This is a genomic window from Polaromonas sp. CF318 (genome assembly GCF_000282655.1).
Taxonomy (GTDB): domain Bacteria; phylum Pseudomonadota; class Gammaproteobacteria; order Burkholderiales; family Burkholderiaceae_C; genus Polaromonas.
In genome coordinates this window covers 1-26,513 of the sequence record NZ_AKIV01000045.1, presented here as the reverse complement: position 1 = coordinate 26,513, position 26,513 = coordinate 1, and the positions used below count along the sequence as shown (strand labels likewise).

Sequence of the window (26,513 nt, the reverse complement as noted above, 5' to 3'; positions counted from 1 at the left end):
CGTGGGAGCGCTATAAAAGCAGTTCCCCCACGGAGACCTGCATGACCATCGAACTCGACCACGCCATCGTTTCGGCCCGCGACAAGGTGGCCTCGGCCCGGCAGCTGGCGGAGTTGCTGGGCGTGCCCTGGGCGCCCACGGCGCTGGGGCCTTTCTCCGCCGTTTATGTCAATGAGGGCCTGACGCTGGACTTCATTGACACGGACGAGGACTTTCCCGTCCAGCATTTCTGCTTTCGCGTAAGCCCGGAGGAGTTCGACGCCATCCTGGCGCGCATCCAGGCGGCCGGCATTCCCTATCGCAGCACGGTGCGCGGCCCGATGGACGGGAAGGTCGACACCCAGTTCGGCGGCAAGGGTGTTTACTGGAACGAGCCTGAGGGGCACCAGTGGGAGATGCTGACGGTAAGCTATGCGCGGCAGGCGGGGTAAATTTTGATGCTTTACTCCTGCGTCGCTTACGATGACTCTCCAGTGTCCCATCAAGAAGACGGGGCTACAGCAACCACCAATCCAGCCCAAGGCCTATGCACAAGACACTCACAGTTCGAACTAACGGTTTGTTCATTCTTCTGTGGGGTCTACTGACTACCGCTAGCTTCTCGATTGGAAAAGCCCCGGCTTTACAGGTGATTTATCTATTCGCGTTGATAGGGTTTGCTGTCGGAGTGTTGCAGTCTCTTGCCGTACATTCTTCGCCGGACACGTTTTTGGTAACCAAAACATCTACAGACGTTAAGCGAGCACTGATTTCATCGACATTCGGAAAGGCATCCTTCGCCGTACATTGGATTTCGGTGCCGGCGCTTTTCTGCTTGCTATGGTTTTACGAGGAGTTGGCATCGACGCAAACAATCGCTGGCTCATATTTGTCCCTACTTTTTGCCAGAGAATTGGCATCTTTTCCAGGGGTGTTGTTTCTTGCCCGGCGTCGCAGCAGGCCATAGAGCTACTGTGCCCAAAGCCAGCGCATAGCCGGTGGCCCGCAACCATGCCATGTTGCTGCTGCCCTGCAGGACTTACCGGCTCAATCTTCGCCGTAATCATGGTCCGGGTGATTAACGGTTCCCAGCTTCCAGTAACCACGGCCCACAATGCGGCTGCGCTCCACGCCGAGTTCTTCAATCAGCAGCCGACGGATGCTGCGCATGGCGGCGGCTTCGCAGGCCAGGTAGATGCGGGCATCGGCTGCGGGTGCGCCGGCTTGGCGCAGGGCGGCTTCCAGTGCGGTGCCGGCCTGGGTGTTGTCTGTGCCGCGCGCCACCCAGCGGGCCTGCACTTTTGCGGCGCTGTGCAGCGAGCGTTCCTCGGCGGCATCGACCACTTCGACCAGCACCTGCGCCTGTGCACTCGCGGGCAGGGCGGCCAGGATGGTTTCAAACGCGGGCAGGGCGCTGTCGTCGCCTATCAGCACGTGCACGGGTGCATCGAGCGCGAGTTTGTAGCCGGGGCCGGGGCCCATCAGATACAGCACCTGGCCGGCCTGCGCCTGCGCGGCCCAGGTGGAGGCGGGGCCGTCGCCGTGCAGCACAAAGTCGACGTCGACTTCATGCACCTCATTGCGCACGGCCAGCGGCGTGTAGGTGCGCATGGACTTGGGGCGGGGTGCGTCGGGCAGCGGGCGTTCGGGTTCGGTTTGCCCCGGCTCGGGAAAAATCAGCTTCATGTAGCTTGCCGGGTCGTTGGCTTCAAAGCCTTCGAGTTCCGCGCCCTGCAGCGTGATGCGGCGCATCAGCGGGCTCAGCGTCTGCACACGGGTGACCTGCACGCGGCGCGGCGGACGGCGTTTGCGCGGGGCGGCCTCGGGTGCGGGAGCGGATGGGGAAGCGGGTAGGGTGGACATACGGGTCTTTCGGGTGGCGGCACATCAAGGCCGCTTGAGGTGAAGTGTTCTAGTTGAGAATAATTATCATCTGACGGGAATGTCCGGTGCTGGGCAAGGGCAAACGTCCTACCCGGGCGCGCGGAGCCGGTGCAGTAAAGTAAGCCCAGGTGCCTGCCCCTGCCGTCGCCTTTCCCCACTTCCCTCTTCAGCGCTTACCTATACCTATATCTATGACAACTTTCGGAACCCCCTTGTCCCCCCACGCCACCAAAGTCATGCTGCTCGGCTCCGGCGAGCTGGGCAAGGAGGTGCTGATCGCGCTGCAACGCCTGGGTGTGGAGACGATTGCCACCGACCGTTACGAGAACGCGCCGGGCCAGCAGGTGGCCCACCATGCACGCACCATCACCATGAGCGACCCGGCCCAGCTCAAGGCCCTGATTGAAAAGGAAAAGCCCGACCTGGTCGTGCCCGAGATCGAAGCCATTGCCACGCCCATGCTCGAGGAGCTCGAAGCCGCCGGCACGGTGCGCGTGATCCCCACGGCCCGCGCCGCGCGCCTGACCATGGACCGCGAAGGCATACGCCGCCTGGCTGCCGAAACCTTGGGCCTGCCGACCAGTCCCTATGTGTTCTGCGACTCCCTGGAGGAGCTGCAGGCCGCCATTGATTCGACCACCGGCTACCCCTGCATCGTCAAACCGGTGATGAGTTCCTCGGGCAAGGGCCAGAGCAAGATCTCCGGCCCCGCCGACGTGAAAAAAGCCTGGGACTACGCCATGGCCGGCGGCCGCGTGAGCCATGGCCGCGTGATCGTCGAGGGTTTTATCGACTTCGACTACGAAATCACCCAGCTCACCGTGCGCGCGCTGGGCGCGGACGGCAAGGTGGAAACCCATTTCTGCGAGCCCATAGGCCATGTGCAGGTCAGCGGCGACTATGTGGAAAGCTGGCAGCCGCACCCCATGCGGCCGGCCGCGCTGCAAAAATGCCGCGAGATCTGCAAGGCCGTGACCGACAACCTGGGCGGCCAGGGCCTGTTCGGCGTCGAGCTGTTCGTCAAGGGCGAGGACGTCTGGTTCAGCGAAGTGAGCCCACGCCCGCACGACACCGGCATGGTGACGATGTGCACGCAGTGGCAGAACGAGTTCGAGCTGCATGCGCGCGCCATCCTGGGCCTGCCGGTCAACACCGCGCTCAAGAGCCCGGGCGCCAGCGCCGTGATCTACGGCGGTGTCGATGCCCAGGGCATCGTCTTCGAGGGCGTGGCCGAGGCGCTGCGCGTGCCCAATTCCGACATCCGCCTCTTCGGCAAGCCCGAGAGTTTTGTGAAACGCCGCATGGGCGTGGCCTTGGCCTTTGACGCCGACGTGGAGACCGCGCGCATCAATGCCAAAACGGCGGCCGCGCTGGTGCGCCCGCGCAAGGCCGGCTGAAGCGCCGGGAAGCTGGGGCCACGGCAGGAGCGGTTCACAGATGAATGTCGGCGATCTTCACCTGCTGGAGGATTCCGCCTGGCGCGTGCTGCTGTCAGCCGTCGTGGCCGTGGTGCTGGCCCTGGTGGTGCACCGCGTCGGCGCCGCGGTGATCTGGCGCCTCACGCGCAACCTGCCCATCTCCAGCGCGGTGGCGCGCCGCAGCTGGCGGCCCACACGTTTCGCCTTGCCCCTGATTGCGCTGCAGGCCGTCTGGCAGGCCGCGCCCGATGCGCTGCCGCTGATTTCCCAGGTGCGCCACGGCAATGCCCTGCTGCTGCTGGCCACCCTGACCTGGCTGGCGCTGCGCGCCATTGATGGCATGGCCCAAGGCGTGATCGGCCAGCATTCCGTCGAGGTCGAAGACAACCTCAATGCGCGCCGCATCCACACCCAGACGCGGCTGCTTGCGCGCACCGCCGATGTGATGGTGCTGATCGCCGGCCTGTCGCTGATGCTGATGACCTTCCCGGGCGCGCGCCAGTTGGGCGCCAGCCTGCTGGCCTCGGCCGGTGTGATCGGCATCGTCGCCGGTATCGCGGCCCGGCCGGTGTTCAGCAACCTGATCGCAGGCCTGCAGCTCGCGCTGGCCCAGCCGCTGCGCATCGACGACGTGCTCATCGTGCAGGGCGAGTGGGGCCGCGTCGAGGAAATCACCGGCACCTATGTGGTGCTCAAGATCTGGGACGAGCGGCGCATGATCATCCCGCTGCAGTGGTTCATCGAGAATCCCTTCCAGAACTGGACGCGCAACAGCGCGCAGATCATAGGCACGGTGTTTATGTGGGTGGATTACCGCATGCCGCTGGAGCCGCTGCGCCAGGCCGCGCGCCGCGCCTGCGAGGCGGCGCCCGAATGGGACAAACGTTTGTGCCTGCTCCAGGTGGTGGAGGCTGGCGAGCGCAGCATGCAGCTGCGTGTGCTGGTGACCTCGGGCAACTCGGGGCTTAACTGGGATTTGCGCTGCAAGGTGCGCGAGGCGCTGGTGGATTTCATGCAGCGCGAGTACCCGCGGTTCCTGCCCACCATGCGGGCCGAGATCACGGAAAAGGGCGATCCCGAGGGCGCGAAGACCCCCGGCAGCCTGCCTGCGCAGGCCTGAGCCCCGAGCGGCTTCTTCAGGCCGCGGCGTCCAGGCAGCCGGCAAACACGGCGCTGCTAACCAGCTCGAACTCCTTGGCCTCGGGCAGCTGGTAATGCCACCATTCCATGGGGTGGTGCACAAAGCCGGCCTCCAGCATGATGGTCAGCAGCTTCATGCGGTTGAGCTGTACCGCGGCCGAAAGGTCGGGATAAAAATGGTGCGAGGCCGCCGTCATGGTGTCCACCGGTGTGCCCATGTCCAGCTCATGGCCTTGGGCGTCCAGCAGGGTCAGGTCCACCGCCACGCCGCGTGTGTGGTTGGAGCCCTTGGCCGGGTCGGCCACATAACCGGGCACGGGCAGCACCGCCCACAGCGCTTCCTGCGCCTCGTGCGGGCGGAAGGCGTCAAAAATCTTGAGCTTGAAGCCAAAGGCGCGCGCGCCCGCCACCGCGCGCCGCAGGCAGGCCTCGGCCTCGGGGTGCAGAAAGCAGAGCTTGTGGCCGTAGATCACCTGGCCCGTGAAGTTGTCGGGCCGCGCATACATCATGTCGATCACGACATCGTGCGTGGCTTCCCGGATCTGGACGAGGGGCGCTGGGGTCATGGCCCGGTTTACTGGAAAGCGACTTCCGAAAAACTGCGCAGCTTGCGGCTGTGCAGCTGTGTGATGCCCTCGGCGCGCAGCAACTCGATGGCGCGTATGCCTATGCGCAGGTGCTGGTCCACGCGTTCGCGGTAGAAGTGGTTGGCCATGCCGGGCAGCTTGATCTCGCCGTGCAGCGGCTTGTCGCTCACGCACAGCAGGGTGCCGTAGGGTACGCGAAAGCGAAAACCATTGGCCGCGATGGTCGCGCTTTCCATGTCCAGCGCCACCGCGCGGCTCTGGCTGAAGCGGCGCTGCGGCTGGTTGCCCGGCAGCAATTCCCAGTTGCGGTTGTCGGTGGAGGCCACGGTGCCGGTGCGCATGATGCGCTTGAGATCGGGCCCGACCGCATGGGTCACGTCGGCCACGGCTTTTTCCAGCGCGACCTGGATTTCGGCCAGCGCCGGGATAGGCACCCACAAAGGCAGTTCCTCGTCCAGCACATGGTCTTCGCGCACATAACCGTGGGCCAGTACGTAGTCGCCCAGCTGCTGGCTGTTGCGCAGGCCCGCGCAGTGGCCCAGCATGACCCAGGCGTGCGGGCGCAGCACGGCGATGTGGTCGGTGATGTTCTTGGCGTTGGCCGGGCCCACGCCGATGTTGACCATGGTGATGCCGCTGTGGTCGGCGCGCAGCAGGTGGTAGCCCGGCATCTGCGGCAGGCGCGGCGGCGGCACGCCGAGCTCGTCGCCCTCGGCGGCGGGCAGGCCGGTGCGCCGGGTCACCACATTGCCGGGTTCGATGAAGGCGATGTATTCGCTGTCCGGGTCGGCCATGGCCTCATGGCCCAGGCGCACGAACTCGTCGATATAAAACTGGTAGTTGGTGAACAGCACGAAGTTCTGGAACCAGTGCGGCGAGGTGCCGGTGTAGTGGCGCAGGCGCTGCAGCGAATAGTCGACGCGCGCGGCGGTGAACAGCGCCAGCGGCTGCGGCTCGCCGGGCAGGGGCTCGTAAGTGCCGTTGGCGATGCCGTCGTCCATGGCGCTCAGGTCGGGCAGGTCGAACACATCGCGCATCAGCATGCGGCGCGCCGCCGTCATGCTGCCCTCGATGTGGTCATTCTCCGCGAACGAGAAGTGGATGGGTATCGGCTGCGCGCTGGTGCCGACTTCGAGCTCCACGTCGTGGTTCTGCATCAAGAGGCGGAACTGCTCGAGGTAGTAGTTGCCAAAAAGGTCGGGCCGGGTCAGCGTGGTTTCAAAGCGGCCCGGGCCGGCCACAAAGCCGAAGCTCAGTTGCGAGATGTCGGGCGTCTCCAGGATGGCGCGCGCCACCGTGTCGGTGTGTATGCGCACAAAGGGGTAGCAGGCGCGCACATGGCCGGGCAGGGTTTCGCCGGCCACATAACGCTGCATCGCGTCGCGCAAGTGGGCGATCTGCTGGTCGTAAATCGCGCGGACCTGGGCCAGCGCGGCGGCCGGGTCGCTGTAACGGGTGGGGGCGATGAAGGGAGGGAGATAGGGCATGAAGGGCTGGCCTGTCTTTCTGCTGTGTACTGTGTAGGTTGCCATTGTGCGGCAACTCCCCGGAGGCTGTTCTTCATCTTCAGCCCCTAGAATGCGTCGATGAATCATTCCAGGCCCTTTGGGCAATTTTTGGGGCCGTTGCGCGCGATGCGGGGCGCCTTCGTTCTCCTGGGGGCTTTATGCCTTCAGGCCGTCCATGCCCAGGCCCCCGCGCCGGCGCGCGGTGCCACGGCCGCGGCGCCGGCCCAGATTTCCCGCGATGCCCAGCGCGCCTATGAAACCACACGCGACAAGCTGGTGCAGATACGCACCCTGCTGCGCAACTCCAACACCCAGGCCAGCGTGGGCTCGGGCTTTTTCGTCTCGGCCAACGGCCTCATCATCACCAACTTCCACGTGGCCAGCCAGCTCGCGCTGGAGCCCGAGCGCTACCGCGGCGTCTATGTGCCGGTGGACGGCAAGGAGGCCGAGGTCGAACTGCTGGCCTTCGACGTGCGCAACGACCTGGCCCTGCTGCGCGTGAAGGCGCCGGCCGCGGGCGCGACGCCGCAGCTGGCCTTTCGCGGCGCCGACCGCCCGCTGGCGCGCGGCGAGCGCATTTATTCGCTGGGCAACCCGCTGGACATAGGCTTTGCCGTCACCGAAGGCACTTACAACGGCCTGGTGCAGCGCAGTTTTTACCCGCGCATCTTTTTCGGCGGTGCGCTCAACCCCGGCATGAGCGGCGGCCCGGCCCTCGACGACGCGGGCCAGGTGGTCGGCGTCAACGTCTCCAAGCGGCTGGACGGCGACTTGCTGAGCTTCCTGATCCCCGCCGAATTCGCCCAGGCCCTGCTGGCCAGGGCCGCCACGGCCCAGCCCATCACCAAGCCCGCGCATGCCGAGGTCGCGCGCCAGCTCGGCGAGCACCAGGCCTTGCTGACGCAGCGCTTTACCGCCGCGCCGCTGACCGCGCAAAAGCACGGCGGCTACAGCGTGCCGGTGCCCGACGATGCGCTGGCCCGCTGCTGGGGCCGCGGGCGCGAGCCCGACTTCAAGGCCTTCGACCTGGAGCGCACCGACTGCCAGATCGACAGCCATGTGTACGCCGGCGACTTCAACACCGGCTACATACGCCTGCGCTACGAGGCCTACAACGCGCCCAAGCTGGGCCCCTTGCGCTTTTCCGCGATGTACTCGCAAAGCTTTGCCAATGAATACTTCGCCACGCGCGGCTCGCGCAAGGCCACGCCCGCCGAATGTTCTGAACGCTTCGTCGAAACCGGCGGCATGCCCATGCGCGCCGTGGTCTGCATGAGCGCCTACCGCAAGCTGACCGGCCTTTACGACGTGTCGGTGCTCACCATGTCGGTCAACCAGTCCACGCGCGGCGTGCAGGGCCGCATGGATGCGCAGGGCGTGAGTTTCGAGAACGGCCTCAAGCTGGTCGCGCATTACCTCGCCGGCTTCAAGTGGGAGGCCGCCAAATGAGCGCCACCCCTATCCTGGGCCTGCTGCAGGCCACCGACCGAACCGGCGCCCTGGTCGCCCGCCTCGAGGTGCGGCACTGGCCCGTCACCGCGGGGCGCGCGCTCACGTGCGACCTGGTGCTCGACGACAGCCACGTGGCCGGCGAACACCTGCGCATCAGCCGCACGCCCGAGGGCGGCGTCAGCGTGCAGGTGCTGGACAGCGTCAACGGCGTGGCCCTGGGCCGGGCCCGCCACGGCCGCGATGCGCAATTCAACTGGCCCGCGAGCGAGGCCCTGACGCTGGGCCGCCTCAAGCTGGGCCTGCGCCTGGCCGAGGCACCTGTGGCGGCCGAGGAGCTGTTGCCGCATTTCCCCTGGCGCACCACCGGCTGGACGCTGCTGGCCCTGGCCGGCATGCTGGCCCTGGTGCTGGGTCAGTCCTGGCTCACGCTGACCGAGCCCTCGCAGCTCGCGCGGCAACTGCCCGGCCTGCTGGGCGGAGTGGTCCTGGCGGTCAGCGTCTGGGCCGGGCTGTGGGCGCTGGCCACCAAGCTGTTCACCGGCCACCTGCAGTTCTGGCGCCATGTGCGCATTGCCTGCTTCAGCTCGCTCGCGGTGCAAGCGGTGTCCACCCTGGCCGGCCTGCTGGCCTTTATGTTCTCGCTCGAAAGCCTGGCGCGTTTTGAGGGCCTGATGCTGCTGCTGGGCGTCGCGGCCGGCATTTATGTGCACCTCACCGTCATCGCGCCGCAGCGCCGCCGCGGCCTGGCCGCGCTGGTGGCCGGCATCGCCGTGCTCGGCACGGTGGCCTTGCTGGGCACCAACTGGCTGCAGAACAAACGCCTGTCCAACAAGCTTTACCTGTCCACGCTGTACCCGCCTTCATTGCGCATGGCGCCCGCGGTGCCGGTGGCGCAGTTTCTGGAGGAGGCGGGTTCTATCCGCAAACGCCTGGATGAACGCTTGAAGGACCGCGAGCCGGATGCGGATACGCCGGAGGATCCCGATGCGGACTGAGCCGCAGACCCGTTAAAAAAGACGGCTTGGAAGCCTTGTTTTCAATCTGCGTACATCTGCGTCATCTGCGGATAAAGAGATTCATCCACAGATGACGCAGATTTGCGCAGATGAAGACAGGGATCAAGTCCTCAGGACAAATGCCTTCTCTTCAATCTGCTTTGATCTGCGGATAAATTCATATCCACAGATGACTGCATCAACCACATGATCAGGCCCTAGTTTTTAATCGGCTCGCGCATGGTGACGAACTCCTCCGCCACCGTGGGGTGTATGCCAATCGTGCCGTCAAAAACCGCCTTGGTCGCACCGGCCTTCATGGCCACGGCAAAACCCTGGACGATCTCGCCGGCGTCCGGGCCCACCATGTGCAGACCCACCACGCGGTCGGTGGCGTCCTCGACCAGCAGCTTCATCAGCGTGCGTTCGGTGCTGCCGCTCAACGTGTGCTTGAGCGCCTTGAAGTCGGCGCGGAACACCGTGACCTTGCCGAATTTCGCGCGCGCATCGGCCTCTGAATAACCGACGGTGCCGATGTTGGGGTGGGTGAAGACGGCGGTCGGCACAAACTCATAACTCATGTTGCGCGGCTTCTTGCCGGCGGCGGGGCCGAAGAGCTGGTCCACCACCACCATGGCCTCGCCCAGCGCCACCGGCGTGAGCTGCATACGCGCCGTCACGTCGCCCAGCGCGTAGATCGAGGGCACGGAGGTCTGGTAATGCTCGTTGACCTGGATCGCGCCGGCGGCGTTGACCGCCACGCCCACGGTTTCCAGGCCTATGCCGTTCGCATTCGGCACGCGGCCGGTGGCGTAAAGCACCGCGTCCACTTCCAGGCCGGCGGCCCCGCCCTTGAACTCGACCTGCAGGCCGGTGTCGGTCTTGGTGATGGTGCTCACTTCGGTGCCCAGCCGCAGCGTGATGCCGGTCTTGCCCATCTCGGCGGCGATAAAGCGGCGCACGTCCTCGTCAAAGCCCGTGAGCAGCATGTCGCGGCGGTGCACCTGCGTCACTTCCGAGCCCAGGCCGTTGAAGATGGAGGCGAACTCGCAGGCGATATAGCCGCCGCCCACCACCATCAGGCGTTTGGGAAAAGGGCTGAGATCAAACATATGGTCCGAGGTCAGCACATGCTCGCGGCCCGGCAGCGCGGGCACGGTGGCGGTGCCGCCGGTGGACACCAGGATGTGTTTGGCGGTGAACTTCTGCTCGTCGACTTCGATGGTGTGCTCGTCGAGCAGCCGGGCCCAGCCCTTGATGATTTTTACGCCCGCGCTCTCCAGCAGCTGCACATAAACGCCGTTGAGCCGCGAAATCTCGCGCGCGCGGTTGGCTTTCAGGATGTCCCAGTCGAACACCGGCTTCTCGCCGACCCAGCCGAAGCCGTGCGACTCCTCAAAGCTGTCGCCGTAGTGCGCGGCGTAGCTGTAAAGCTTTTTCGGGATACAGCCCACATTCACGCAGGTGCCGCCCATGGCCGCGACCTCGGCCAGGCCCACGCGCGCGCCGCGCTGGGCCGACATGCGCGCGGCGCGCACGCCGCCGCTACCGCCGCCGATCACAAAGAGGTCAAAGTCAAATGTCTGCATGCGCTGTGTTCCTTCTTATCGTCTTCTCTTCTGTGGTGCCTGGATGCCGGCCCTCAAGGCTGGAACTCCTTGAGCTCCTGTTTCATCCATTCAATGAATACCCGCGTGCGCATGGGCAGCAGCCGGGCGTGCGGGTAAACAATGTTGATGGGCCGGGGCGGCGGCTCGAACTCCTCCAGCACGGTGCGCAGCTGCTTTGTTTGCAAGAACGGCGCCACCTGGTAGGAGAAAAACGAACCAAAGCCTGCGCCCGCCGCGCAGGCCGCCACCGCCGGCGCGATCTGGTTGAACTCCAGATTACCACTGACCGCCAGGCGCAGCGGCTTGCCCTGGTCATTGAACGGGCCCCATGTGGGGGAATGGTCGGTCACGCGCACGCAGTTCGCCTTGAGCAGGTCTTTCGGGTGTTTGGGTACGCCGTGGCGGCGCAGCCAGGCCGGGCTGGCCACCACCAGGCGGCGAATCTGGCCCACCTTCTGCGCCACCAGGCTGGAGTCCTCGGGCTCGCCTATGCGTATGCCCACGTCTATGCCTTCTTCCAGCAGGTTGACCACGCGGTCCAGCAACACCATGGAGCAGCGCATCTTCTCGTGCTGCTGCACAAAACGCGTGACGGCGGGCGCTACATGCATTTGCCCGAACAGCATGGGCGCGGTGATGGTCAGCTGGCCCGCGGGTTCGGCCGCGTCGGCCGAGAGCGCCGACTCGGCATCGGCCAGCGCGGCCAGCAGCTGGCGGCAGCTCTCCAGGTGGCGCCGGCCTTCCTCGGTCAGCGAGATGCGCCGCGTCGTGCGGTTGAAAAGCCGCACGCCCAGCTGCGCCTCAAAGCCGGCCAGCGTGCGCACCATGGCCGGCAAGGAAGACTCCATGACCTGGGCCGCGGCCGTGAGACTGCCTTGTTCGGCGATGTGGATAAAGGCCTGCATGGCTTTGAGTTTGTCCATGGGCGAGATGCTACGCCTGTGGGGACTATTAATCCAGTTAATGGATTAGTTAAATACGAGTAATGCCATTTATTCAGGATATCGGTTCAAACAGAATCCATCCACAGAGACCTTTCAGAGCCCATTTTTTGCAACCCCACCGAAAGCCCGCCATGAGCACACCCGCCGCCAAAGCCCAGCCCGCGCAACCCATACGCCTCTACCGTGTCGCCATCTCCGGCCACTCGCACCGCGTGGAGCTGTTCCTCTCGCTGCTGGGCCTGCCCTTCGAACGCATTGAAATCGACCTGGCCGCCAAGGGCCACAAGACGCCGGCCTTTCTGGCCATGAATGCCTTCGGCCAGGTGCCGGTGATCCAGGACGGCGACGTCACGCTGGCTGATTCAAATGCCATCCTGGTTTACCTCAATGCGCGCTACGCGCCGGATGCCGAGCAGTGGCTGCCGCGCGACCCGCTGGCCGCCGCCGCGGTGCAGCGCTGGTTCTCGGTGGCGGCCGGCCAGCTGGCTTTCGGCCCGGCCGCCGCGCGCGTCGTGCAGCTGTTCAAGCGCCCGGAAAACCCCGAAGCCATTGAGCGCGCGCACGCGCTGTTCGCGGTGATGGAGCAGCAGCTGGGCCAGTCGGCTTTTCTCGCGGGCAGCACGCCCACGCTGGCCGACATCGCCAACTACAGCTACGCGGCCCATGCGCCCGAGGGCAATGTCTCGCTTGAAGCCTATCCTCGCCTGCGCGCCTGGCTGGCCCGCATAGAGGCCTTGCCGCGTTTTGTGCCCATGGTCAGAACACCTGTCGGGTTGGCCGCGTGAACGCCCCGGCGTTTCATGAAGGCGAGCGCGCGGCGCAGGCGCGCGTGAGCGCGGCCGTGCGCGAGCGCATGGAAGAAATCGGCCCACGCGTGATTCGCGACTTCATGCCCGACCAGCACCGTGAGTTTTTTGAGCAATTGCCCTTTGTCATTGCCGGCACGGTGGACACGGGCGGCCAGCCCTGGGCCTCGGTGCTGGCCCAGCCGCCGGGTTTTATCCATTCACCTGATACCCGCCACCTGACCTTGCGGGCCCAGCCGCTGGCCGGCGACCCATTGCAAGACACGCTGGCCGACGGCGCGGCGATAGGCCTGCTGGGCATAGAGCCGCACACACGCAGGCGCAACCGCATGAATGGCATAGTCCGCGGCGTCCAAGCCGAGGGCTTTGCGGTGGAACTGAGCCAGAGCTTTGGCAACTGCCCCAAATACATCCAGGCGCGCGAGCCGGTCTATGTGGAGCGCCCCGCCTCAACGGCCGGGCCGGTGGTGCATGAATCGGCGCAACTCAATGACGCGGCGCGCCGCATGATTGAGCAGGCCGACACTTTGTTTATTGCTACCGCCTATGCGGGCGACGAAACGCGGGCCGGCCGTGCCGGCGGCGTGGACGTGTCGCACCGCGGCGGCAAGCCCGGCTTTGTGCGCGTGGAAGCCGACGGCACGCTGACCGTGCCGGACTTTGTCGGCAATTACTTCTTCAACACCCTGGGCAACCTGGTGGTGAACCCGCGCGCGGGCCTGCTGTTTATCGACTTCGACACCGGCGACCTGCTGTATCTGGCCGTCACGGCCGACATCGTCTGGGACGGCCCCGAGGTCGACGCTTTTGCCGGCGCGCAGCGCCTGATGCGCTTCAAGGTCCACTCCATGCGGCTGGTGGAGTCTTCCTTGCCGCTGCGCTGGGGCGAGGCCGAACTGTCGCCGGTGCTGGAAGCCACAGGTACCTGGACCAAGCAGCCTTAGCCTATCGCTTCGAGCGCCAGTTCGCGCTCCAGCCAGGCGCGGAATTTTTGCACCGCCGGCCTGTCCGCGCTGTGGACCGAGGTGATGATGCGGTAGCCCAGGCCGTCCACCGTCTGGCCCGGCAAGACCACCGTGAGCTGGCCGCCGCGCAGCAGCGGCAGCACCAGCGGCGTGCGGCCTATGGCGATGCCGCCGCCCTGCACAGCCGCGTTCAGCACGTGCTCGTACTGCGAAAAATACAGGCAAGGCTGCTGCGCCGATTGTTGTAAACCCAGGCGCTCATACCAGTCCGGCCACGACATCCAGGGGAAACGTGTGGCCGGGTCGTAATACACCAGCAGCGGTATGTGCGCGATGTCGGCCGCCGAATGGATGCGCGCCGCGACGGCCGGCGCCGCCACCAGCAGGGCCTGCTCCTGTAAAAGCGGCGGACTCTCGTCGCCAGGCTGCACCGGGTAGAGCCGCACGGCGAGGTCCATGCCTTCACGCTCCAGATTGACGCGCGCTTCCGAGGCGTCGACGCGCACGTCGATGGCGGGCTCCAGCTGCTGGAATTTCGCCAGCTTGGGCGCCAGCCACAGCGCGGCGAAAGAGGGCGTGGTGGTGACCGCCACCGAGGCCCTGTCCACCGCCAGCAGGCGGTCCACGGCCGAGGCCAGTTGCGACAGCGAGGCACGCGCCGCCTCGTAGAGCTCGCGGCCCTGCGGCGTGAGGCTCAGCCCTTTGCCGCCGCGCAGGAACAGCGCTGCGCCCAGCGCGTCTTCAAGGCTTTTGACTTGCTTGCTGACCGCCGACTGCGTGATGCACAGCTCCTCGGCCGCGGCGGTAAAGCTCAGGTGGCGCGCCGCCGATTCAAAGCCGCGTATCGCGTCCAGCGACATGGCGCGCAGCGCGTGGGAGGAAGAAGGGTTCAGCATGGCATCAATGGTGTGGGCGGCATGAACGACATGAGCAGGAGGAATACCCCGGATGACAAACCATCCGGCCGCTGGGGCCGGTTCCAAAGAAGAATCAGACCACACTTTCCAAGGAGTCCGCCATGCATGCCTCACAAATCCCGCAAACCCCGCTCAAGCTCGGGCCCGTCCCGGAACGCTTTCGCCTGCCGCGCGGCGAAGTCCTGACCTGCACCGGCGGCTGCCTCTGGATCACCAGCGATGCACTGGCCGGGCGCCGCGACAGCGACATCGTGCTGGAAAGCGGCCAGTCTTTTGTCACGCCGCAGGCCGCGACCTATTTTGTGGGCGCGCCGCGCGGCAGCGGTGTGCTGGCATTGTTATCCCCCGGCGCGACCGCATCCAAGCCCGTGGAGACCGCATGCTGATAGAAACCGAACGCCATGGCCAACACGTGCTGCTCACCCTGAACCGGCCTGAAAAACTCAATGCGCTGAGCTACGAACTGATAGACGAACTGATGGACAGGCTCAATGCCCTTGAGCGCGACGACAGCGTGCGCTGCCTGGTGCTGACGGGGCAGGGCGACAAGGCCTTCAGCGCCGGCGCCGACATTGCGGGCTTTGCACCGGATGTCGCCGCGTCACCCGAAACCGCGTACCGCAACTTTGTGATGCGAGGCCAGGGGATGACGCGGCGCATTGAGAACTACCCCAAGCCCATCATTGCGGCCGTCAACGGCATCGCCTTTGGCGGCGGGTGCGAAACCATGGAAGCCTGCAGCATCGCCATCGCGGCCGAACATGCGCGCTTCGCCAAGCCCGAGATCCGGCTCGGCTTTCCACCGCCCTTTGGCGGCACGCAGCGCCTGCCGCGCCACATAGGCCGCAAGCGCGCCAATGAAATGATCCTGACCGGCGACGCCATCAGTGCCGAGGAAGCGCTGCTCATAGGCTTGGTCAATCACGTGGTGCCGGCCCATGAACTGCTGCCGGCCTGTTTGCGCATGGCAGACCGCATCGCCGAAAACTCCGCCGTGGCGGTGACGGCCTCGCTGCGCGCCGTAACGCGCGGGCTCAATGTCTCCATCGACGAAGGTCTGGCCATAGAGGCGGCGCAGTTCATGATCGCGGCGGCCTCGCGCGATGCGCGCGAGGGAACGGCCGCATTTGTGGAGAAGCGGCCGGCGGTGTTTGTCCACCGCTGAAATGCGTTTGTCGTCTATATCCGGCGCGTACCGTCTTCGGGCCGCACCGCCGCCATGATGGCGTCAATCAGATGCTCTGAAAACGCCTCGCCCAGCGCGGACAGCGGTGACTTTTCCAGCGAGGCGATACCCAGCTGGTAAGCGATGCGAGGGCGGAACGGCCGGCTGATGAAGTCCATGTCGCGGCAATAGCTGGCCAGCAGCGCGTTGACGATGGACACCCCCAGGCCCTGCGCCACAAAAGCGCAGGCCACCCCCACGGAATGCACCTCGGCACTGATGCGCGGCATCACGCGGGCTTGCCGGAAGGCCATGTCGATCTCGTGGCGGATCAGGCGCTGGCGGCCCAGCAGGACCAGCGAAACATCCACCAGGTCCAGCACGCCCACGGTGTCCAGTTTCTCAAGAGGGTGTCCCCGGGGCATGATGCAGACGGCCTCGGCCTCCAGGCAGGCCTTGACCTGCAGGCCCGCCATCTCCACCGGCAACTTGACGAGGCCCATGTCGGCTTCGCGGCTCAGCACGGCCCGCTCCGCTTCGGAATAGGAGCCGGACAGCACTTCCAGCACCGCGCCGGGATGCTGCCGCATAAAGCTGTCCACCACCGGGGGCATGAGCTGCTGCGCCAGCGTGCCCGGCACCGCCACTTTCAGCAACTGGCGGTTGAACCCGCCCAGCCGCAGCTGTTCGGTGTGGCGGCGAAAGCATTGCGCGGCATCGACCAGTCCCTGGGCGTCCTGAAGCAGGGCCTCGGCCTCGCCCGTAGGAACCAGCCGCCCCTTTTCACGCACGAAAAGGCGCAGGCCGAGGTCCTCTTCAAACTGGGCCAGCAGGCGGCTGACCGCCGACTGCGACAGATCCAGCCGCTGCGCCGCGCCCGTGGTGGAGCCCGACGCCATGATGGCCTGGAACACTTCGAGTTGCTTGAAATTCATGGCGGAGGCTCGCTTGGAGAGGGATGTCCGGGCCATGCTATTGCGCTGCCGGTGGCGCCGCAACTTCTTCCCGAATCGCATAGCCCAATGCGGATTCATCATACCGTTGCGGGTCCCGGACCCGCGCAACAGAATCCCGTCCCAGCAGTCCTCTGCCGGCCCTGCGCCGAATTTTCATTCAACAGACGGGAGATAGTTTTCATGAATCTTCACGCGTGCACCATCCTCCTGGGTGGCCTCATGCTGGCTGCGGCCGCCATGCCTGCGGCTGCCCAGAACCAGATCTATGGACAGGTGCGCCTGACCCTTAACCGCACCAAGGCCGCCCCGGCAGGCGAGCAGACGGAAATGCGCGACAACGCCTCGCGCCTGGGTATCAAAGGCGCTGAAGACCTCGGTGGAGGCCTGGCGGCCTTGTTCGGGATGGAGATGGGCATCGATGCGGATACCGGGGCCGCCACCGTTCCCGCTTACCGCAACAGCTATGTGGGCCTGCGCGGCGACTGGGGCGCCGTGGCGCTGGGGCGGCTGGACTCGGCCAACCCGACCGGCTCGCCGCTTTATTCGCAGGTGACGGCCATCACCAGTTTTGCCGCGAACGATGCCGGCGCCACCGCCATCGGGACCTCGATGCTGAACGCGCGCAACCGCGTTTCCAATGCCGTGGGGTATGCCAGCCCCAATTTCTCGGGTTTTGACTTCCGGGCTCGCTATTACCTGCGCGGCGCGGTCGCCACACCCGATGTTGAGGATGGCTCCAAATCACTGGACCTGGGACTTAACTACGCCGCCGGGCCGCTGAAGGCCGGTGTCGGGTTCGGCAAGGACACGCGCCCGTCCGGCCTGCTGGCCAACGAGTTTTCGAGCAAATGGCAGGCGGGGCTGCGCTATGACTTCGGCGCGATCGAACCCTATGTGCTCGCCGGACGCGACAGCTACCAGAACACCGCGCTCACGCGCCGCCATGTGAACTACTGGATCGCGGGCGCCAAATACAGCCAGGGTGCCCACGCCGTGGTGCTGAACCTGCTGCGGCGGGATGTGCAGGCTTCACCGGCCGGTGTGCGCAAGCGGCAGCAGTTGGCCTATACCTATGCCCTGTCCAAGCGGACCGAATTGCAGGCCTTCTACGACTGGGATGGCGTCGATTCGAGCAAGGCCAACGCCTCCATCCGGTCCGTGGGCGCCGGCATTCGCCACGATTTCTGATGTCAGCTTCGTCCTCTTTCCCGCCCTTTCTCCCGGAGAATACTTTCATGCGCAGACGCCTCTTGCTGTTGACCACTGCCTGTTTCACCTTGGCCGCCTTCGCCGCGGCGGGTGCCGCCCATGCCGCCGGCTATCCCGACAAGCCGGTGCGCGTCGTCATCCCGTTCCCGGCGGGCGCCGCGGCTGACAATGCCATGCGCGTGGTCGCGCGCAAGCTCTCCCAGTACTGGGGCCAGCCGGTCGTCATCGACAACCGCCCGGGCGTTCCCGGCATGCAGGCCGCCGCCGCAGCCCCGGCGGACGGCTACACCCTGTTGATGGGCGCCGGTTCCGGCATCGTGACCACACCGCTGCTGAACAGCAAGCTGCCCTACAACCCCTCCAGGGACTTCACGCCCGTGGGCAAGGTGCTGACCAACACCCCGGTGCTGACCACGCATCCCTCCATCGGCGTGAAATCCGTCAAGGAACTCATCGCGCTGGCCAAAAGCAAGCCCGGCCAGCTCAACTACAGCTCCAGCGGCACGGGAGGTCCCAACCACCTGGCCATGGAAATGTTCCTGGCGATGACGGGGACCGAGATGGTCCATGTGCCTTACAAGGGGGCCGCGCCCTCCGTCAATGAACTGGTGGGTGGGCATGTCCAGCTGGGCATCAACGCGGTGCCCAGCGTGGCCCATCAAATCGCCGTGGGCAAGCTTACGGCCCTGGCCGTGGCCAGCCCCAGGCGTTCAGTCTTGCTGCCGCAGCTTCCGACCATGGCCGAAGCGGGCGTGCCGGGTTTTGAATACGACATCTGGTACGCCCTGTTTGCACCGGCCCGCACGCCGGCCGCGGTTGTGGACAAGGTCAGCGCGGACTTGCAGCGGGCATTGCGCGACTCCGAAGTGGCCGGGCAACTGGTGGCGCAGGGCAGCGAGCCCGCGCCCGGCAGCGCGCAGGATCTGGCCCGCTACATCCGGGAAGACACGGCACGTTGGACCCAACTGATCGCCGGGCGCAAGCTCAAGATCGAGTAGGCGGAGCACGGCATGAAAAATCTGACGCAATGGCCGCAAGCAGCGCCCACCGCTTCGGCAAGGCCGGCACCGGCGCACGAGGTGGCAGCCCAAGGCAATGTCATGGTGGCGATGCGCGACGGCATACGCCTGGCAACCGACGTCTACCTGCCGGCCCGCGACGGCCAGGCCCTGCCCGGCCCCTTCCCGGTGCTGGTGGAGCGCACGCCCTACGGCAAAAGCAACGAAACCGTCCGGGAGCGCACGGTGCGCGACCCGCGCCCCGTCTCCCGCGCCGAGGTGGCGGCGAGGTTCGCGCGGCAGGGCTATGCTGTGGTCCTGCAGGACTGCCGGGGGCGCTTTGCCTCGGAAGGCGTATTCACCAAATACCTGGGTGAGGCCAACGACGGCCATGACGCGCTGGCCTGGGTTGCCGCGCAGCCCTGGTGCAACGGCCGCATCGGCACCCTGGGCCTGTCTTATGCGGCGCACACGCAGACCGCACTCGTGAGCCAGCGCCCGCCGGGCCTGGCCGCGATGTTCCTGGAGGCCGGCGGCTTTGCCAGTGCCTACCGCGGCGGCATTCGCCACGGCGGCGCGTTTGAGCTCAAGCAGGCGACCTGGGCCCACACCAACGCCCAGCGAACCGGCCCCGCGCAGCGCGACCCGGTCATCCGGGCGGCACTGGCCGCCGAGGACATCGCGGCCTGGTTCACCGCCATGCCCTGGAAGCGCGGGCATTCGCCACTCAAATGGGTACCCGAGTACGAGAACTACCTGTTCGAGCAATGGGAGCACGGCAACTTCGACGCCTACTGGCGCCAGCCGGAGCTCTACGCCGCCGGGCACTACGACTGCTTTGACGGCATTCCCACGCTGCTGATGTGCGGCTGGTGGGATCCTTATGCGCAGACCGCCACGGACAACTACCTCGGCATCTCGCGCCGCAAAAATGGCCTGGCGCGCCTGGTGCTCGGGCCATGGACCCACGGCGAGCGCAGCGTGACGTTTGCCGGTGATGTGGATTTCGGTCCGCAGGCCACCCTCGATGGAACGTTGGCGGAAGACCACCTGGCTTTTCGCCTGGCCTGGTTCGACCGCTGGCTCAAGGGCCAGGCGGAGCAGGCGCCGGACGCTGCCGACGATCCGCCCGTGCGCTATTTCCGCATGGGCGGTGGCTCCGGGCGGCGCAACACGAACGGGCGGCTCGACCATGGCGGGCGCTGGTGCAAGGCCGCTGACTGGCCGCTACCCGGCACCGAGTTCCGGCCCTACTACCTGCAGGCCGACGGCACGCTGCAGACGCGGGCGCCGGCGTGCGAGGCCGTGCTCGCGTTTGACTTCGACCCGGCGCACCCGGTGCCCACCATTGGCGGCTCTATCACCTCGGGCGAGCCGCTGATGACGGCGGGCGCCTATGACCAGCGCACCCACCCAGGAGTCTTCAGCGCCCGGCCTCCTTACCTGCCGCTTGCCGCGCGCCCCGATGTGCTGGTGTTTGAAACTTCGCCGCTCGAAGAGGACATGGAGGTGACAGGCCCGGTCGCCATTACGCTGTGGATTTCCTCGAGCGCGCCGGACACCGATTTCACCGCCAAGCTCATTGATGTGCATCCGCCCAATGCCGACTACCCGCGGGGCTATGCCATGAACCTCACCGACGGCATTCTTCGCTGCCGCTACCGCCGCTCATGGGAAAGCCCGGAATTGCTCGCACCAGGCGAAATCGCCGAAATCACCATAGAGCCCATGCCCACTTCCAACCTCTTCAAGAAGGGGCATCGCATCCGGCTTGACATCTCCAGCAGCAACTTCCCGCGCTTCGATGTGAACCCCAACACGGGTGAACCCGAGGGACGATCACAGCGCAGGCAGGCAGCCGTCAACCGGGTGCACCTGTCGGCCGACAGGCCCTCGCGGCTGGTGCTTCCCATCGCGCCGCGAGCGGCTGAGGGCTTGTGAACACCATGCGCCGATAATCGGTGCATGACCACCTCTTCCAAGACAGCCGCACCCGGCGCATCCAACACCGACTTCGCCACCCTGCCGCTGACCCCCGCCACGCTGGCCAACCTGCAGCAGCTTGGCTACCTGAACATGACGCCCATCCAGGCCGCGAGCCTGCCCGTGGCGCTGCTCGGCAAGGACCTGATCGCCCAGGCCAAGACCGGCAGCGGCAAGACAGCGGCCTTTGCCATTCCGCTGCTGGCCAACCTCAATCCACGTCGCTTCGCGGTGCAGGCCATGGTGCTGTGCCCCACGCGCGAACTGGCCGACCAGGTGGCCACCGAAATCCGGCGCCTGGCGCGCGCCGAAGAGAACACCAAAGTCGTGGTGCTGTGCGGCGGTGTGCCGCTGCGTAACCAGAGCGCCAGCCTGGAAAACGGCGCACATATCGTGGTCGGCACGCCCGGCCGCATCATGGACCACCTGGCGCGCGGCAACCTCACGCTCGAAGCGCTCAACACCCTGGTGCTCGACGAAGCCGACCGCATGCTGGACATGGGATTTTTTGAGGACATCGTCACCGTCGCCAAGCAGTGCCCCAAAGAGCGGCAGACTCTGCTGTTCTCGGCGACCTACCCCGAAGGCATCGCCAAGCTCAGCCAGCAGTTCATGAAGGCGCCCCAAACCATCACGGTGCAGGCCCAGCATGAAAAAACCAAGATACAGCAGCGCTGGTACCAGGTTCCCGACAGCGACCATGACGAAGCCCGCCTGGGCGCCGTCGCGCAGGTGTTGCGGCACTTCCGCCCGGCCAGCACGCTGGCGTTCTGCAACACCAAATCGCAGTGCCGCGCCCTGGTGGCCTATTTGAGAGACCAGGGCTTCAGTGCGCTGGCCCTGTTCGGTGAGCTCGAGCAGCGTGAGCGCGACCAGGTGCTGGTGCAGTTCGCCAACCGCAGCTGTTCGGTACTGGTGGCCACCGACGTCGCCGCGCGCGGCCTGGACATTGCGCAACTCGCGATGGTCATCAACGTTGACGTCACACCCGACGCCGAGGTGCACATCCACCGCATAGGCCGCACCGGCCGCGCCGACGAAGAAGGCTGGGCCATCAGCCTGGCCAGCATGGACGAGATGGGCCACGTCGGAAAAATCGAAGTGCTGCAGAAAGCCGAGTCCGAGTGGCACAAACTGACGGAACTGACGCCCGCCAGCAATGAGCCGCTGCTGCCGCCCATGGTGACCCTGCAGATCGTCGGCGGCCGCAAGGAAAAAATCCGCGCCGGCGACGTGCTGGGCGCGCTGACCGGCGAGGCCGGCTTCACGCGCGAACAGGTCGGCAAGATCAATGTCAATGAGTTCTCGACCTATGTTGCGGTGGACCGACGCATTGCGAACGAAGCGCTGCAAAAACTCTCCACAGGCCGGGTCAAGGGCAAGAGCGTGAAGGTGCGCTTGCTGGAAGATTAAGGGCTGGGGCGCTTGCTGCCCTCGGGTGACGCGCCTTCCATCTTGAGCCAGTTTGAATGCCGGCAACCTGCTGCGCCCCTGGTGCGAGCTTTCGCTTCACCTGATTGTCGGTAACGAAAAAATCTCCGAGGGACATCCGCGCCCTCCGCATTCAATCCCGTTTTTCGATCCGCATGCGTGACCAGCGCAGGCGGGCACACGCGCGTGCGGGTCTGTGTCCACGCCGAAGTTTGTGTCCATTCTCTCTATGAGGGAAGCGTATGCGCGGATGTTTAAACACTATTGGCGCGTTTCCCTGCATGTCTTTACAGTCCGTCCCCTGGTGCGTTGGAAAGGGAGGTGTGTGATGAGTTTCAGATCGCAGGCGGCGGCATGGCAAGACATGCCTGGCTGTTTTAAAAGCAGAAGCATTCGATGAAAGAGCTCCTTCTTTTCGTCGTGATTGCCGTATGGATCACCGTGTGCGGATGGGGCGTTGAGAAGGCCGGCAACCTGATCCCGGACCGGTCCATGCGCTTGCTGACCAAGTTTCTGTTGTTTGTGATTTTTGCTTTTTCGCCGCTGCTCAGTATGGCGACAGGAGCTGCAGGAACCCCGGCATGAACCGCCGTAACTTGCTGCTTGCTGCGGCATCCACTCCATTGCTGAGCGCTTGTCTGTATGACCGGCGGTTTGATCTTGACTGGGATGAAGAGGTGCGGCTGCACGATGGGCGCGTGATTGTTGTGCATTTGAAGAATACCTACGAACGCATCCATCAAGGGTTCACGCGGTACGGCGGAACCATCATGTCCAGGGATACGACGCTGACCTTCGATACCGGCGGAACCAGCGGCAAGGTCACGCAGCTATTCAAGGGATATAGCCCTTCGCTTCTTGATCAGCATGAAGGCGCATGGTACGTGACGCTGAGAGGGGGACCTTATTACCGCTCCGAGGAAATGCCGGGACAAAACTGGGGGCGCTATCCCTCGCTCAATTGCGATGAGGTAGCGAAGCTTGTGGGTACTGAATTTGTTCCCATCCGAATCCAAGATTTGCCGCGTGCATTGCGCATGCCGAACATGCTGCTATACGGCACAGCCGCTGAGCACGCCCAATTTCATGAGCGACGCATATCGCTAAAAAACAAGGAGGACTGGTTGGTCAAACATCCTCTTAGCTCCGGTCATATCAACACTTGCCGCCCACGGGAGGAGGCCACAAGTCCAACCGGACTTTCTACATCAAACAAAGAAGCAGGAGGTTCAAAGTGACCCAACCATTCGAGTATGCATTGCTGTCAGGCGACGCCTATCGGGACACCAGGCAATTTAAAGGTAACTATGCTCCTATCCCGCCGAGCTGGACTGAGTTAACTCAATACGCAATCTCAGGGTCTGGCCCCAATGCCAGTTTTCCCGGTACCGGTTTTAGCGCTCGGGTGTATCGGGACGTGACAGGCGAAATTGTGATCGCCTACGCGGGAACGCAGTTTGGCGGATCCGGTGCGGGGCAAGCCGGTGACTGGTTTGCAGGCAATATGCCCTTGGCTGTCGGCCTGCTGGGCCCGCAAGCGGTTGCCGCTGCGGAGCTGTACCAAAGGGTTGCTGCCGATCTTGGCAACGGCAACATCACCTTTACCGGACATAGTCTGGGCGGCGGCTTGGCCGCCATGATGGCTGTGTATTTTGATCGGCCCGCCAAGGTGTTTGCGCCCGCGCCGTTCGGCAAGTCCGCCGATCCCACGCAATACGCCTTGGGCGCCTTGGGGCCACTGGCCGCCATCAGGGCGAAGCTTTTTGCCAATGCACTGGTCGATCCTCATTTAGGCGGTATTCCGGAAGCGCTGGCCGACTTCAGCCCGGGCGGCGACTACACCGCGCGCTCGGCCAAAGTCCAGGCCTGGGCCGTCAAGGGCGAGATACTCGAAAAAACGCTCTTTCTCCTGCCCTTTATCGAAACCCCGGGCACACGTACCTCGCTGTTCACCGCCGGCGAAACCGAACTGGGCATGACCTCCAAGCACAGCATTGATTTGCATGCCGCGGGCTTGATGAGCCCGACCTTCAACAAATGGGCCGCCACCTTGACAGGCGCCTTGTCGCTGATATTTGACAGGACTTTCTATGCGGTGGATCTGATTACGGGCAAAGAGCAGGATTTTCTGGTCTGGCTCAACCGCAATCAAATTGGGGTGGCGGACATTGCCCCCAATGCCATGCTCAGCCACTTTGCCAACGACCTGCAAAAGATTGGCACCAGAATGGCCGACTTGAACCGTGCCGCGCAAGACGCCCTGGCGGCCCAGGGCATCGAGTGGTATTTCTGGCAAGACAGCAACTATGCGGGCCAGGAATTCTTCACCCAGACCGGCAACCTGCTGCAATACACCTCTGCCCAGGGCGCGGGCCTGGCCGGTGCGGAAAACAAAGCCCTGCGTTATGTGACCTCCTGGCTGAACCCCGTTGCCAGCGCGCATGACACTTTTGCCGAGATGGTCAACTACGACCAGTGGAATGTTGTCAGCGGCACTGAAGGCGTTACGGTGACAGCCATGGATGGCAACAAGAGGCAGATATTCATTGGTGGCGCCGGTGGCGACACGCTGACCGGCGGCAACAGGGCCGACACTTTTTATGCGGGCGAAGGCGACGACACCCTGAACGGCGGCGCCGGCACCGACCTGCTAGCGGGCGGTGGAGGTTCTGACACCTACCAATTCACGGGCGCATTCGGGTCTGACACCATCGTGGACAGCGATGGCCGGGGCGGCATCCAGGTGGACGGCAGCGTGCTGCAAGGCGGCAAGAAGGTGGAGGGGCTGGACAACGTCTGGCAGAACAAAGAGCAGGGTTACACCTTCACGCTGGCAGGCAGTGGCGCTGCTGACCGCGACCTTTTGATCACGAAAGACGGCAGCCTTGATGCCATCCGTGTCAAAGACTGGCAAGACGGGCAACTCGGCCTGACGATGGATGGCGCTACCGCGCCACCGCCCGTCACCCAGCACATCTTCAACGGCGACCAGCATGGCCCGTTGGTAGGTGACAGTTACGACTGGCTGTCCACCCACTGGGGCGCTGATGGTACCTTGATAGGCGGCGTGGAGGAGCAAAACTTCTTTGATGTGATTTCGGGCAGCTTTGCGGGCGACCTGATCAATGGCCTGGGCGGCAAGGACGTGCTGCAAGGATGGCTGGGAGATGACGAGATCAATGGCGGAGAGGGTGACGACCTGATTGCCGGTGGCCCCGGTCGCGACCTCATCCATGGCGGTGCCGGTGACGACGTCATCATGGGCGCCGGAACCTTTTATCACCTCGACTACAACCCGTATTCCTATTCGTCGGTCCAGGCATGGAATCCCGTGTTTGGCGTTAATGCCCTTGCACAGGTTCAGTTTGACCCGTCCGGCATGAATCAGTGGGTCAATGGTGCACAAACCTGGGTTGATCTCACGGGCCCCGATCCCGACGTCATCGGTGCGGGCGATGGTGATGACATTGTTTTTGGCTCAGGCTACGACGACGTCGTTGCCGGTGACGGAGGCGCGGACTTGTTGTGGGGGATGGAGGGCAACGACATCATGGCGGGCGGCGGTGGTGGTGACATCCTGGTCGGCGACGTTGACGGTATTGACTATGCCCTGAGCCGGTCCCTGGGTAGTGACGTTCCTCCGGTCATCTACGGCAAGGATTTCCTGGATGGCGGCGATGGCAATGACGTTTTGCTGGGAGGCGGTGCCGGTGACGCACTGTACGGAGGAGCCGGTAACGATCTGTTGTCCGGAGACGGCTCTTCCGGTCTTTTCCTTGATGGCAACTACAGCAATGACCTTGTTTCTGCAGGCCAGCAGGGTGACGACTTCCTGGATGGCGGGGACGGCGACGATACGCTGACAGGTGCCGGAGGGGGCGATGTCCTGATCGGCGGCTCCGGGGTGGACACGCTGGATGGCGGGAGCGGCAACGACAGTTTCTCGGCAGGCGCGGGCGATACAGTGGTCGACAGCGAAGGCGTTGACGTCCTGGTGCTGGCGGATGGCTCACCCGCTTCCGTGGCAACTGACAATGCCGACTTGTTGCTGGGCTACGGCAACCGGGGCACTCTGCGCATTGTGGATGCGTTGCGGGGAAGTATCGAGTTCATCGACGGCATTCGAATGGGCGACTGGCTCAAGGACCATCTGAATGAGGCCATTTCTGTGGAGTCGAACGGCGACGACCAAAGCATAAGCGGTGGATCGGGCAACGACATCCTGGCAGCCGGGCACGCACGCGTTCGACTGGCGGGAGGACCCGGCAACGACGCTTACATCGTGGGTCATGCCAGCGTCATGGTGGTTGAGGAGGCCGATGAAGGGACGGATACCGTGCAGAGCACTCTCAGCCATACCTTGGCCGAGAATGTCGAAAATCTCACACTCACCGGAACGGCCGCCATCGATGGGGCCGGTAACACCTCGAACAACGTTCTAACTGGCAATGCGGCTGCCAATGTGCTGGCAGGCGGCTTTGGCAACGACACGCTCAATGGCGGTGACGGCAACGACATGCTGTACGGCGAAGGCGGCAATGACTTGCTGTACGCCAGCCGCGGCAA

22 protein-coding genes and 1 pseudogene are annotated in these 26,513 nt (G+C 64.7%); 16 read left to right on the top strand and 7 right to left on the bottom strand.

The annotated features are described in order from the left end of the window. Positions 1-41: 41 nt before the first annotated feature. Complete coding sequence (locus PMI15_RS06790; RefSeq protein ID WP_007865640.1) at positions 42-431, top strand: VOC family protein; 390 nt, start codon at positions 42-44, stop codon at positions 429-431. Between the two features lie 595 nt (positions 432-1,026). Here the strand turns inward: PMI15_RS06790 and PMI15_RS06785 are convergent. After that, complete coding sequence (locus tag PMI15_RS06785) at positions 1,027-1,842, bottom strand: siderophore-interacting protein (RefSeq protein WP_007865637.1); 816 nt, start codon at positions 1,840-1,842, stop codon at positions 1,027-1,029. 212 nt (positions 1,843-2,054) lie between these two features. On the opposite strand from PMI15_RS06785, the gene purT reads away from it, so the two are divergent. Both purT and PMI15_RS06775 read left to right on the top strand, forming a co-directional pair. Continuing rightward, positions 2,055-3,260 (top strand): formate-dependent phosphoribosylglycinamide formyltransferase, encoded by a 1,206-nt coding sequence (gene purT, locus PMI15_RS06780; RefSeq protein WP_036837815.1) that lies wholly within the window; start codon positions 2,055-2,057, stop codon positions 3,258-3,260. Positions 3,261-3,300: 40 nt separating this feature from the next. After that, positions 3,301-4,401, top strand: coding sequence for a mechanosensitive ion channel family protein (locus PMI15_RS06775; RefSeq protein WP_007865629.1), 1,101 nt, complete (start codon positions 3,301-3,303; stop codon positions 4,399-4,401). Between the two features lie 16 nt (positions 4,402-4,417). Here the strand turns inward: PMI15_RS06775 and ddpX are convergent, their stop codons facing one another. Beyond that, positions 4,418-4,987, bottom strand: a complete 570-nt coding sequence (gene ddpX, locus PMI15_RS06770) for a D-alanyl-D-alanine dipeptidase (RefSeq protein ID WP_007865625.1) — start codon at positions 4,985-4,987, stop codon at positions 4,418-4,420. Between the two features lie 8 nt (positions 4,988-4,995). Then, positions 4,996-6,495 (bottom strand): AMP nucleosidase, encoded by a 1,500-nt coding sequence (locus PMI15_RS06765; protein ID WP_036837811.1) that lies wholly within the window; start codon positions 6,493-6,495, stop codon positions 4,996-4,998. A gap of 99 nt (positions 6,496-6,594) precedes the next feature. On the opposite strand from PMI15_RS06765, the gene PMI15_RS06760 reads away from it, so the two are divergent. Both PMI15_RS06760 and PMI15_RS06755 read left to right on the top strand, forming a co-directional pair. Next, positions 6,595-7,965 (top strand): serine protease, encoded by a 1,371-nt coding sequence (locus PMI15_RS06760; protein ID WP_036837808.1) that lies wholly within the window; start codon positions 6,595-6,597, stop codon positions 7,963-7,965. Then, positions 7,962-8,963: an FHA domain-containing protein gene (locus tag PMI15_RS06755; protein ID WP_007865616.1), complete on the top strand. Its 1,002-nt coding sequence runs from the start codon at positions 7,962-7,964 to the stop codon at positions 8,961-8,963. The genes PMI15_RS06760 and PMI15_RS06755 overlap by 4 nt, the downstream gene beginning before the upstream one ends. Positions 8,964-9,181: 218 nt before the next feature. Here the strand turns inward: PMI15_RS06755 and gorA are convergent, their stop codons facing one another. Both gorA and PMI15_RS06745 read right to left on the bottom strand, forming a co-directional pair. After that, positions 9,182-10,552 carry a glutathione-disulfide reductase gene (gorA, locus tag PMI15_RS06750; RefSeq protein WP_007865615.1) on the bottom strand — a complete coding sequence of 457 codons (1,371 nt, stop codon included), beginning with the start codon at positions 10,550-10,552 and terminating at the stop codon, positions 9,182-9,184. 53 nt (positions 10,553-10,605) lie between these two features. Further along, a complete protein-coding gene (locus PMI15_RS06745; RefSeq protein WP_007865614.1) occupies positions 10,606-11,496 on the bottom strand; it encodes a LysR family transcriptional regulator in 891 nt (296 codons plus the stop codon). A 152-nt stretch (positions 11,497-11,648) separates the two neighbouring features. On the opposite strand from PMI15_RS06745, the gene PMI15_RS06740 reads away from it, so the two are divergent. Together PMI15_RS06740 and PMI15_RS06735 are read left to right on the top strand one after the other, a co-directional pair. Continuing rightward, complete coding sequence (locus tag PMI15_RS06740; RefSeq protein ID WP_007865613.1) at positions 11,649-12,302, top strand: glutathione S-transferase family protein; 654 nt, start codon at positions 11,649-11,651, stop codon at positions 12,300-12,302. Then, positions 12,299-13,267 (top strand): pyridoxamine 5'-phosphate oxidase family protein, encoded by a 969-nt coding sequence (locus PMI15_RS06735; protein ID WP_007865612.1) that lies wholly within the window; start codon positions 12,299-12,301, stop codon positions 13,265-13,267. Before PMI15_RS06740 ends, PMI15_RS06735 begins: the two co-directional genes overlap by 4 nt. Here PMI15_RS06735 and PMI15_RS06730 read toward each other — a convergent pair. Then, a complete protein-coding gene (locus PMI15_RS06730) occupies positions 13,264-14,184 on the bottom strand; it encodes a LysR substrate-binding domain-containing protein (RefSeq protein ID WP_007865611.1) in 921 nt (306 codons plus the stop codon). The genes PMI15_RS06735 and PMI15_RS06730 overlap by 4 nt on opposite strands. Before the next feature lie 122 nt (positions 14,185-14,306). Between PMI15_RS06730 and PMI15_RS06725 the strand changes: the two genes are divergently transcribed. Together PMI15_RS06725 and PMI15_RS06720 are read left to right on the top strand one after the other, a co-directional pair. Then, positions 14,307-14,591, top strand: a complete 285-nt coding sequence (locus tag PMI15_RS06725) for a DUF2917 domain-containing protein (protein ID WP_007865610.1) — start codon at positions 14,307-14,309, stop codon at positions 14,589-14,591. Then, positions 14,585-15,370 carry a crotonase/enoyl-CoA hydratase family protein gene (locus tag PMI15_RS06720; protein WP_007865608.1) on the top strand — a complete coding sequence of 262 codons (786 nt, stop codon included), beginning with the start codon at positions 14,585-14,587 and terminating at the stop codon, positions 15,368-15,370. The genes PMI15_RS06725 and PMI15_RS06720 overlap by 7 nt, the downstream gene beginning before the upstream one ends. Before the next feature lie 14 nt (positions 15,371-15,384). Here the strand turns inward: PMI15_RS06720 and PMI15_RS06715 are convergent, their stop codons facing one another. Further along, entirely contained in the window at positions 15,385-16,305 is a 921-nt protein-coding gene (locus PMI15_RS06715) for a LysR family transcriptional regulator (protein WP_007865606.1), read from the bottom strand. 201 nt (positions 16,306-16,506) lie between these two features. Here PMI15_RS06715 and PMI15_RS06710 point away from each other — a divergent pair, with 201 nt between their 5' ends. The 7 genes and pseudogenes from PMI15_RS06710 to PMI15_RS06685 all read left to right on the top strand — a co-directional run. Further along, positions 16,507-17,514, top strand: a complete 1,008-nt coding sequence (locus PMI15_RS06710; protein ID WP_007865599.1) for a porin — start codon at positions 16,507-16,509, stop codon at positions 17,512-17,514. 47 nt (positions 17,515-17,561) lie between these two features. After that, a complete protein-coding gene (locus PMI15_RS06705) occupies positions 17,562-18,533 on the top strand; it encodes a tripartite tricarboxylate transporter substrate binding protein (RefSeq protein ID WP_007865597.1) in 972 nt (323 codons plus the stop codon). 12 nt (positions 18,534-18,545) lie between these two features. Continuing rightward, on the top strand, positions 18,546-20,474 hold the full coding sequence (locus tag PMI15_RS06700; RefSeq protein ID WP_007865595.1) for a CocE/NonD family hydrolase: 1,929 nt from the start codon (positions 18,546-18,548) through the stop codon (positions 20,472-20,474). Positions 20,475-20,498: 24 nt separating this feature from the next. Continuing rightward, positions 20,499-21,929, top strand: a complete 1,431-nt coding sequence (dbpA, locus tag PMI15_RS06695; protein WP_007865594.1) for an ATP-dependent RNA helicase DbpA — start codon at positions 20,499-20,501, stop codon at positions 21,927-21,929. A 414-nt stretch (positions 21,930-22,343) separates the two neighbouring features. Continuing rightward, positions 22,344-22,532 carry a hypothetical protein gene (locus tag PMI15_RS06690; protein WP_007865592.1) on the top strand — a complete coding sequence of 63 codons (189 nt, stop codon included), beginning with the start codon at positions 22,344-22,346 and terminating at the stop codon, positions 22,530-22,532. Further along, the gene (locus PMI15_RS24685) at positions 22,529-23,185 is read left to right on the top strand and encodes a hypothetical protein (protein WP_007865590.1); all 657 of its coding nucleotides are present in this window, start codon (positions 22,529-22,531) and stop codon (positions 23,183-23,185) included. The genes PMI15_RS06690 and PMI15_RS24685 overlap by 4 nt, the downstream gene beginning before the upstream one ends. Further along, positions 23,182-26,513, top strand: a pseudogene (locus PMI15_RS06685) (hypothetical protein); the annotation flags it as partial. The gene PMI15_RS24685 and the pseudogene PMI15_RS06685, both read left to right, overlap by 4 nt.

Coding starts and splice junctions, on each gene's coding strand:
- gorA (WP_007865615.1), bottom strand. CDS start 10,552: ATGCAGACATTTGACTTTGACCTCTTTGTGATCGGCGGCGGTAGCGGC.
- PMI15_RS06785 (WP_007865637.1), bottom strand. CDS start 1,842: ATGTCCACCCTACCCGCTTCCCCATCCGCTCCCGCACCCGAGGCCGCC.
- PMI15_RS06775 (WP_007865629.1), top strand. CDS start 3,301: ATGAATGTCGGCGATCTTCACCTGCTGGAGGATTCCGCCTGGCGCGTG.
- PMI15_RS06760 (WP_036837808.1), top strand. CDS start 6,595: ATGAATCATTCCAGGCCCTTTGGGCAATTTTTGGGGCCGTTGCGCGCG.
- dbpA (WP_007865594.1), top strand. CDS start 20,499: ATGACCACCTCTTCCAAGACAGCCGCACCCGGCGCATCCAACACCGAC.
- PMI15_RS06705 (WP_007865597.1), top strand. CDS start 17,562: ATGCGCAGACGCCTCTTGCTGTTGACCACTGCCTGTTTCACCTTGGCC.
- purT (WP_036837815.1), top strand. CDS start 2,055: ATGACAACTTTCGGAACCCCCTTGTCCCCCCACGCCACCAAAGTCATG.
- PMI15_RS06765 (WP_036837811.1), bottom strand. CDS start 6,495: ATGCCCTATCTCCCTCCCTTCATCGCCCCCACCCGTTACAGCGACCCG.
- PMI15_RS06715 (WP_007865606.1), bottom strand. CDS start 16,305: ATGAATTTCAAGCAACTCGAAGTGTTCCAGGCCATCATGGCGTCGGGC.
- PMI15_RS06745 (WP_007865614.1), bottom strand. CDS start 11,496: ATGGACAAACTCAAAGCCATGCAGGCCTTTATCCACATCGCCGAACAA.
- PMI15_RS06725 (WP_007865610.1), top strand. CDS start 14,307: ATGCATGCCTCACAAATCCCGCAAACCCCGCTCAAGCTCGGGCCCGTC.
- PMI15_RS24685 (WP_007865590.1), top strand. CDS start 22,529: ATGAACCGCCGTAACTTGCTGCTTGCTGCGGCATCCACTCCATTGCTG.
- PMI15_RS06790 (WP_007865640.1), top strand. CDS start 42: ATGACCATCGAACTCGACCACGCCATCGTTTCGGCCCGCGACAAGGTG.
- PMI15_RS06690 (WP_007865592.1), top strand. CDS start 22,344: ATGAAAGAGCTCCTTCTTTTCGTCGTGATTGCCGTATGGATCACCGTG.
- PMI15_RS06740 (WP_007865613.1), top strand. CDS start 11,649: ATGAGCACACCCGCCGCCAAAGCCCAGCCCGCGCAACCCATACGCCTC.
- PMI15_RS06710 (WP_007865599.1), top strand. CDS start 16,507: ATGAATCTTCACGCGTGCACCATCCTCCTGGGTGGCCTCATGCTGGCT.
- PMI15_RS06730 (WP_007865611.1), bottom strand. CDS start 14,184: ATGCTGAACCCTTCTTCCTCCCACGCGCTGCGCGCCATGTCGCTGGAC.
- PMI15_RS06720 (WP_007865608.1), top strand. CDS start 14,585: ATGCTGATAGAAACCGAACGCCATGGCCAACACGTGCTGCTCACCCTG.
- PMI15_RS06700 (WP_007865595.1), top strand. CDS start 18,546: ATGAAAAATCTGACGCAATGGCCGCAAGCAGCGCCCACCGCTTCGGCA.
- ddpX (WP_007865625.1), bottom strand. CDS start 4,987: ATGACCCCAGCGCCCCTCGTCCAGATCCGGGAAGCCACGCACGATGTC.
- PMI15_RS06755 (WP_007865616.1), top strand. CDS start 7,962: ATGAGCGCCACCCCTATCCTGGGCCTGCTGCAGGCCACCGACCGAACC.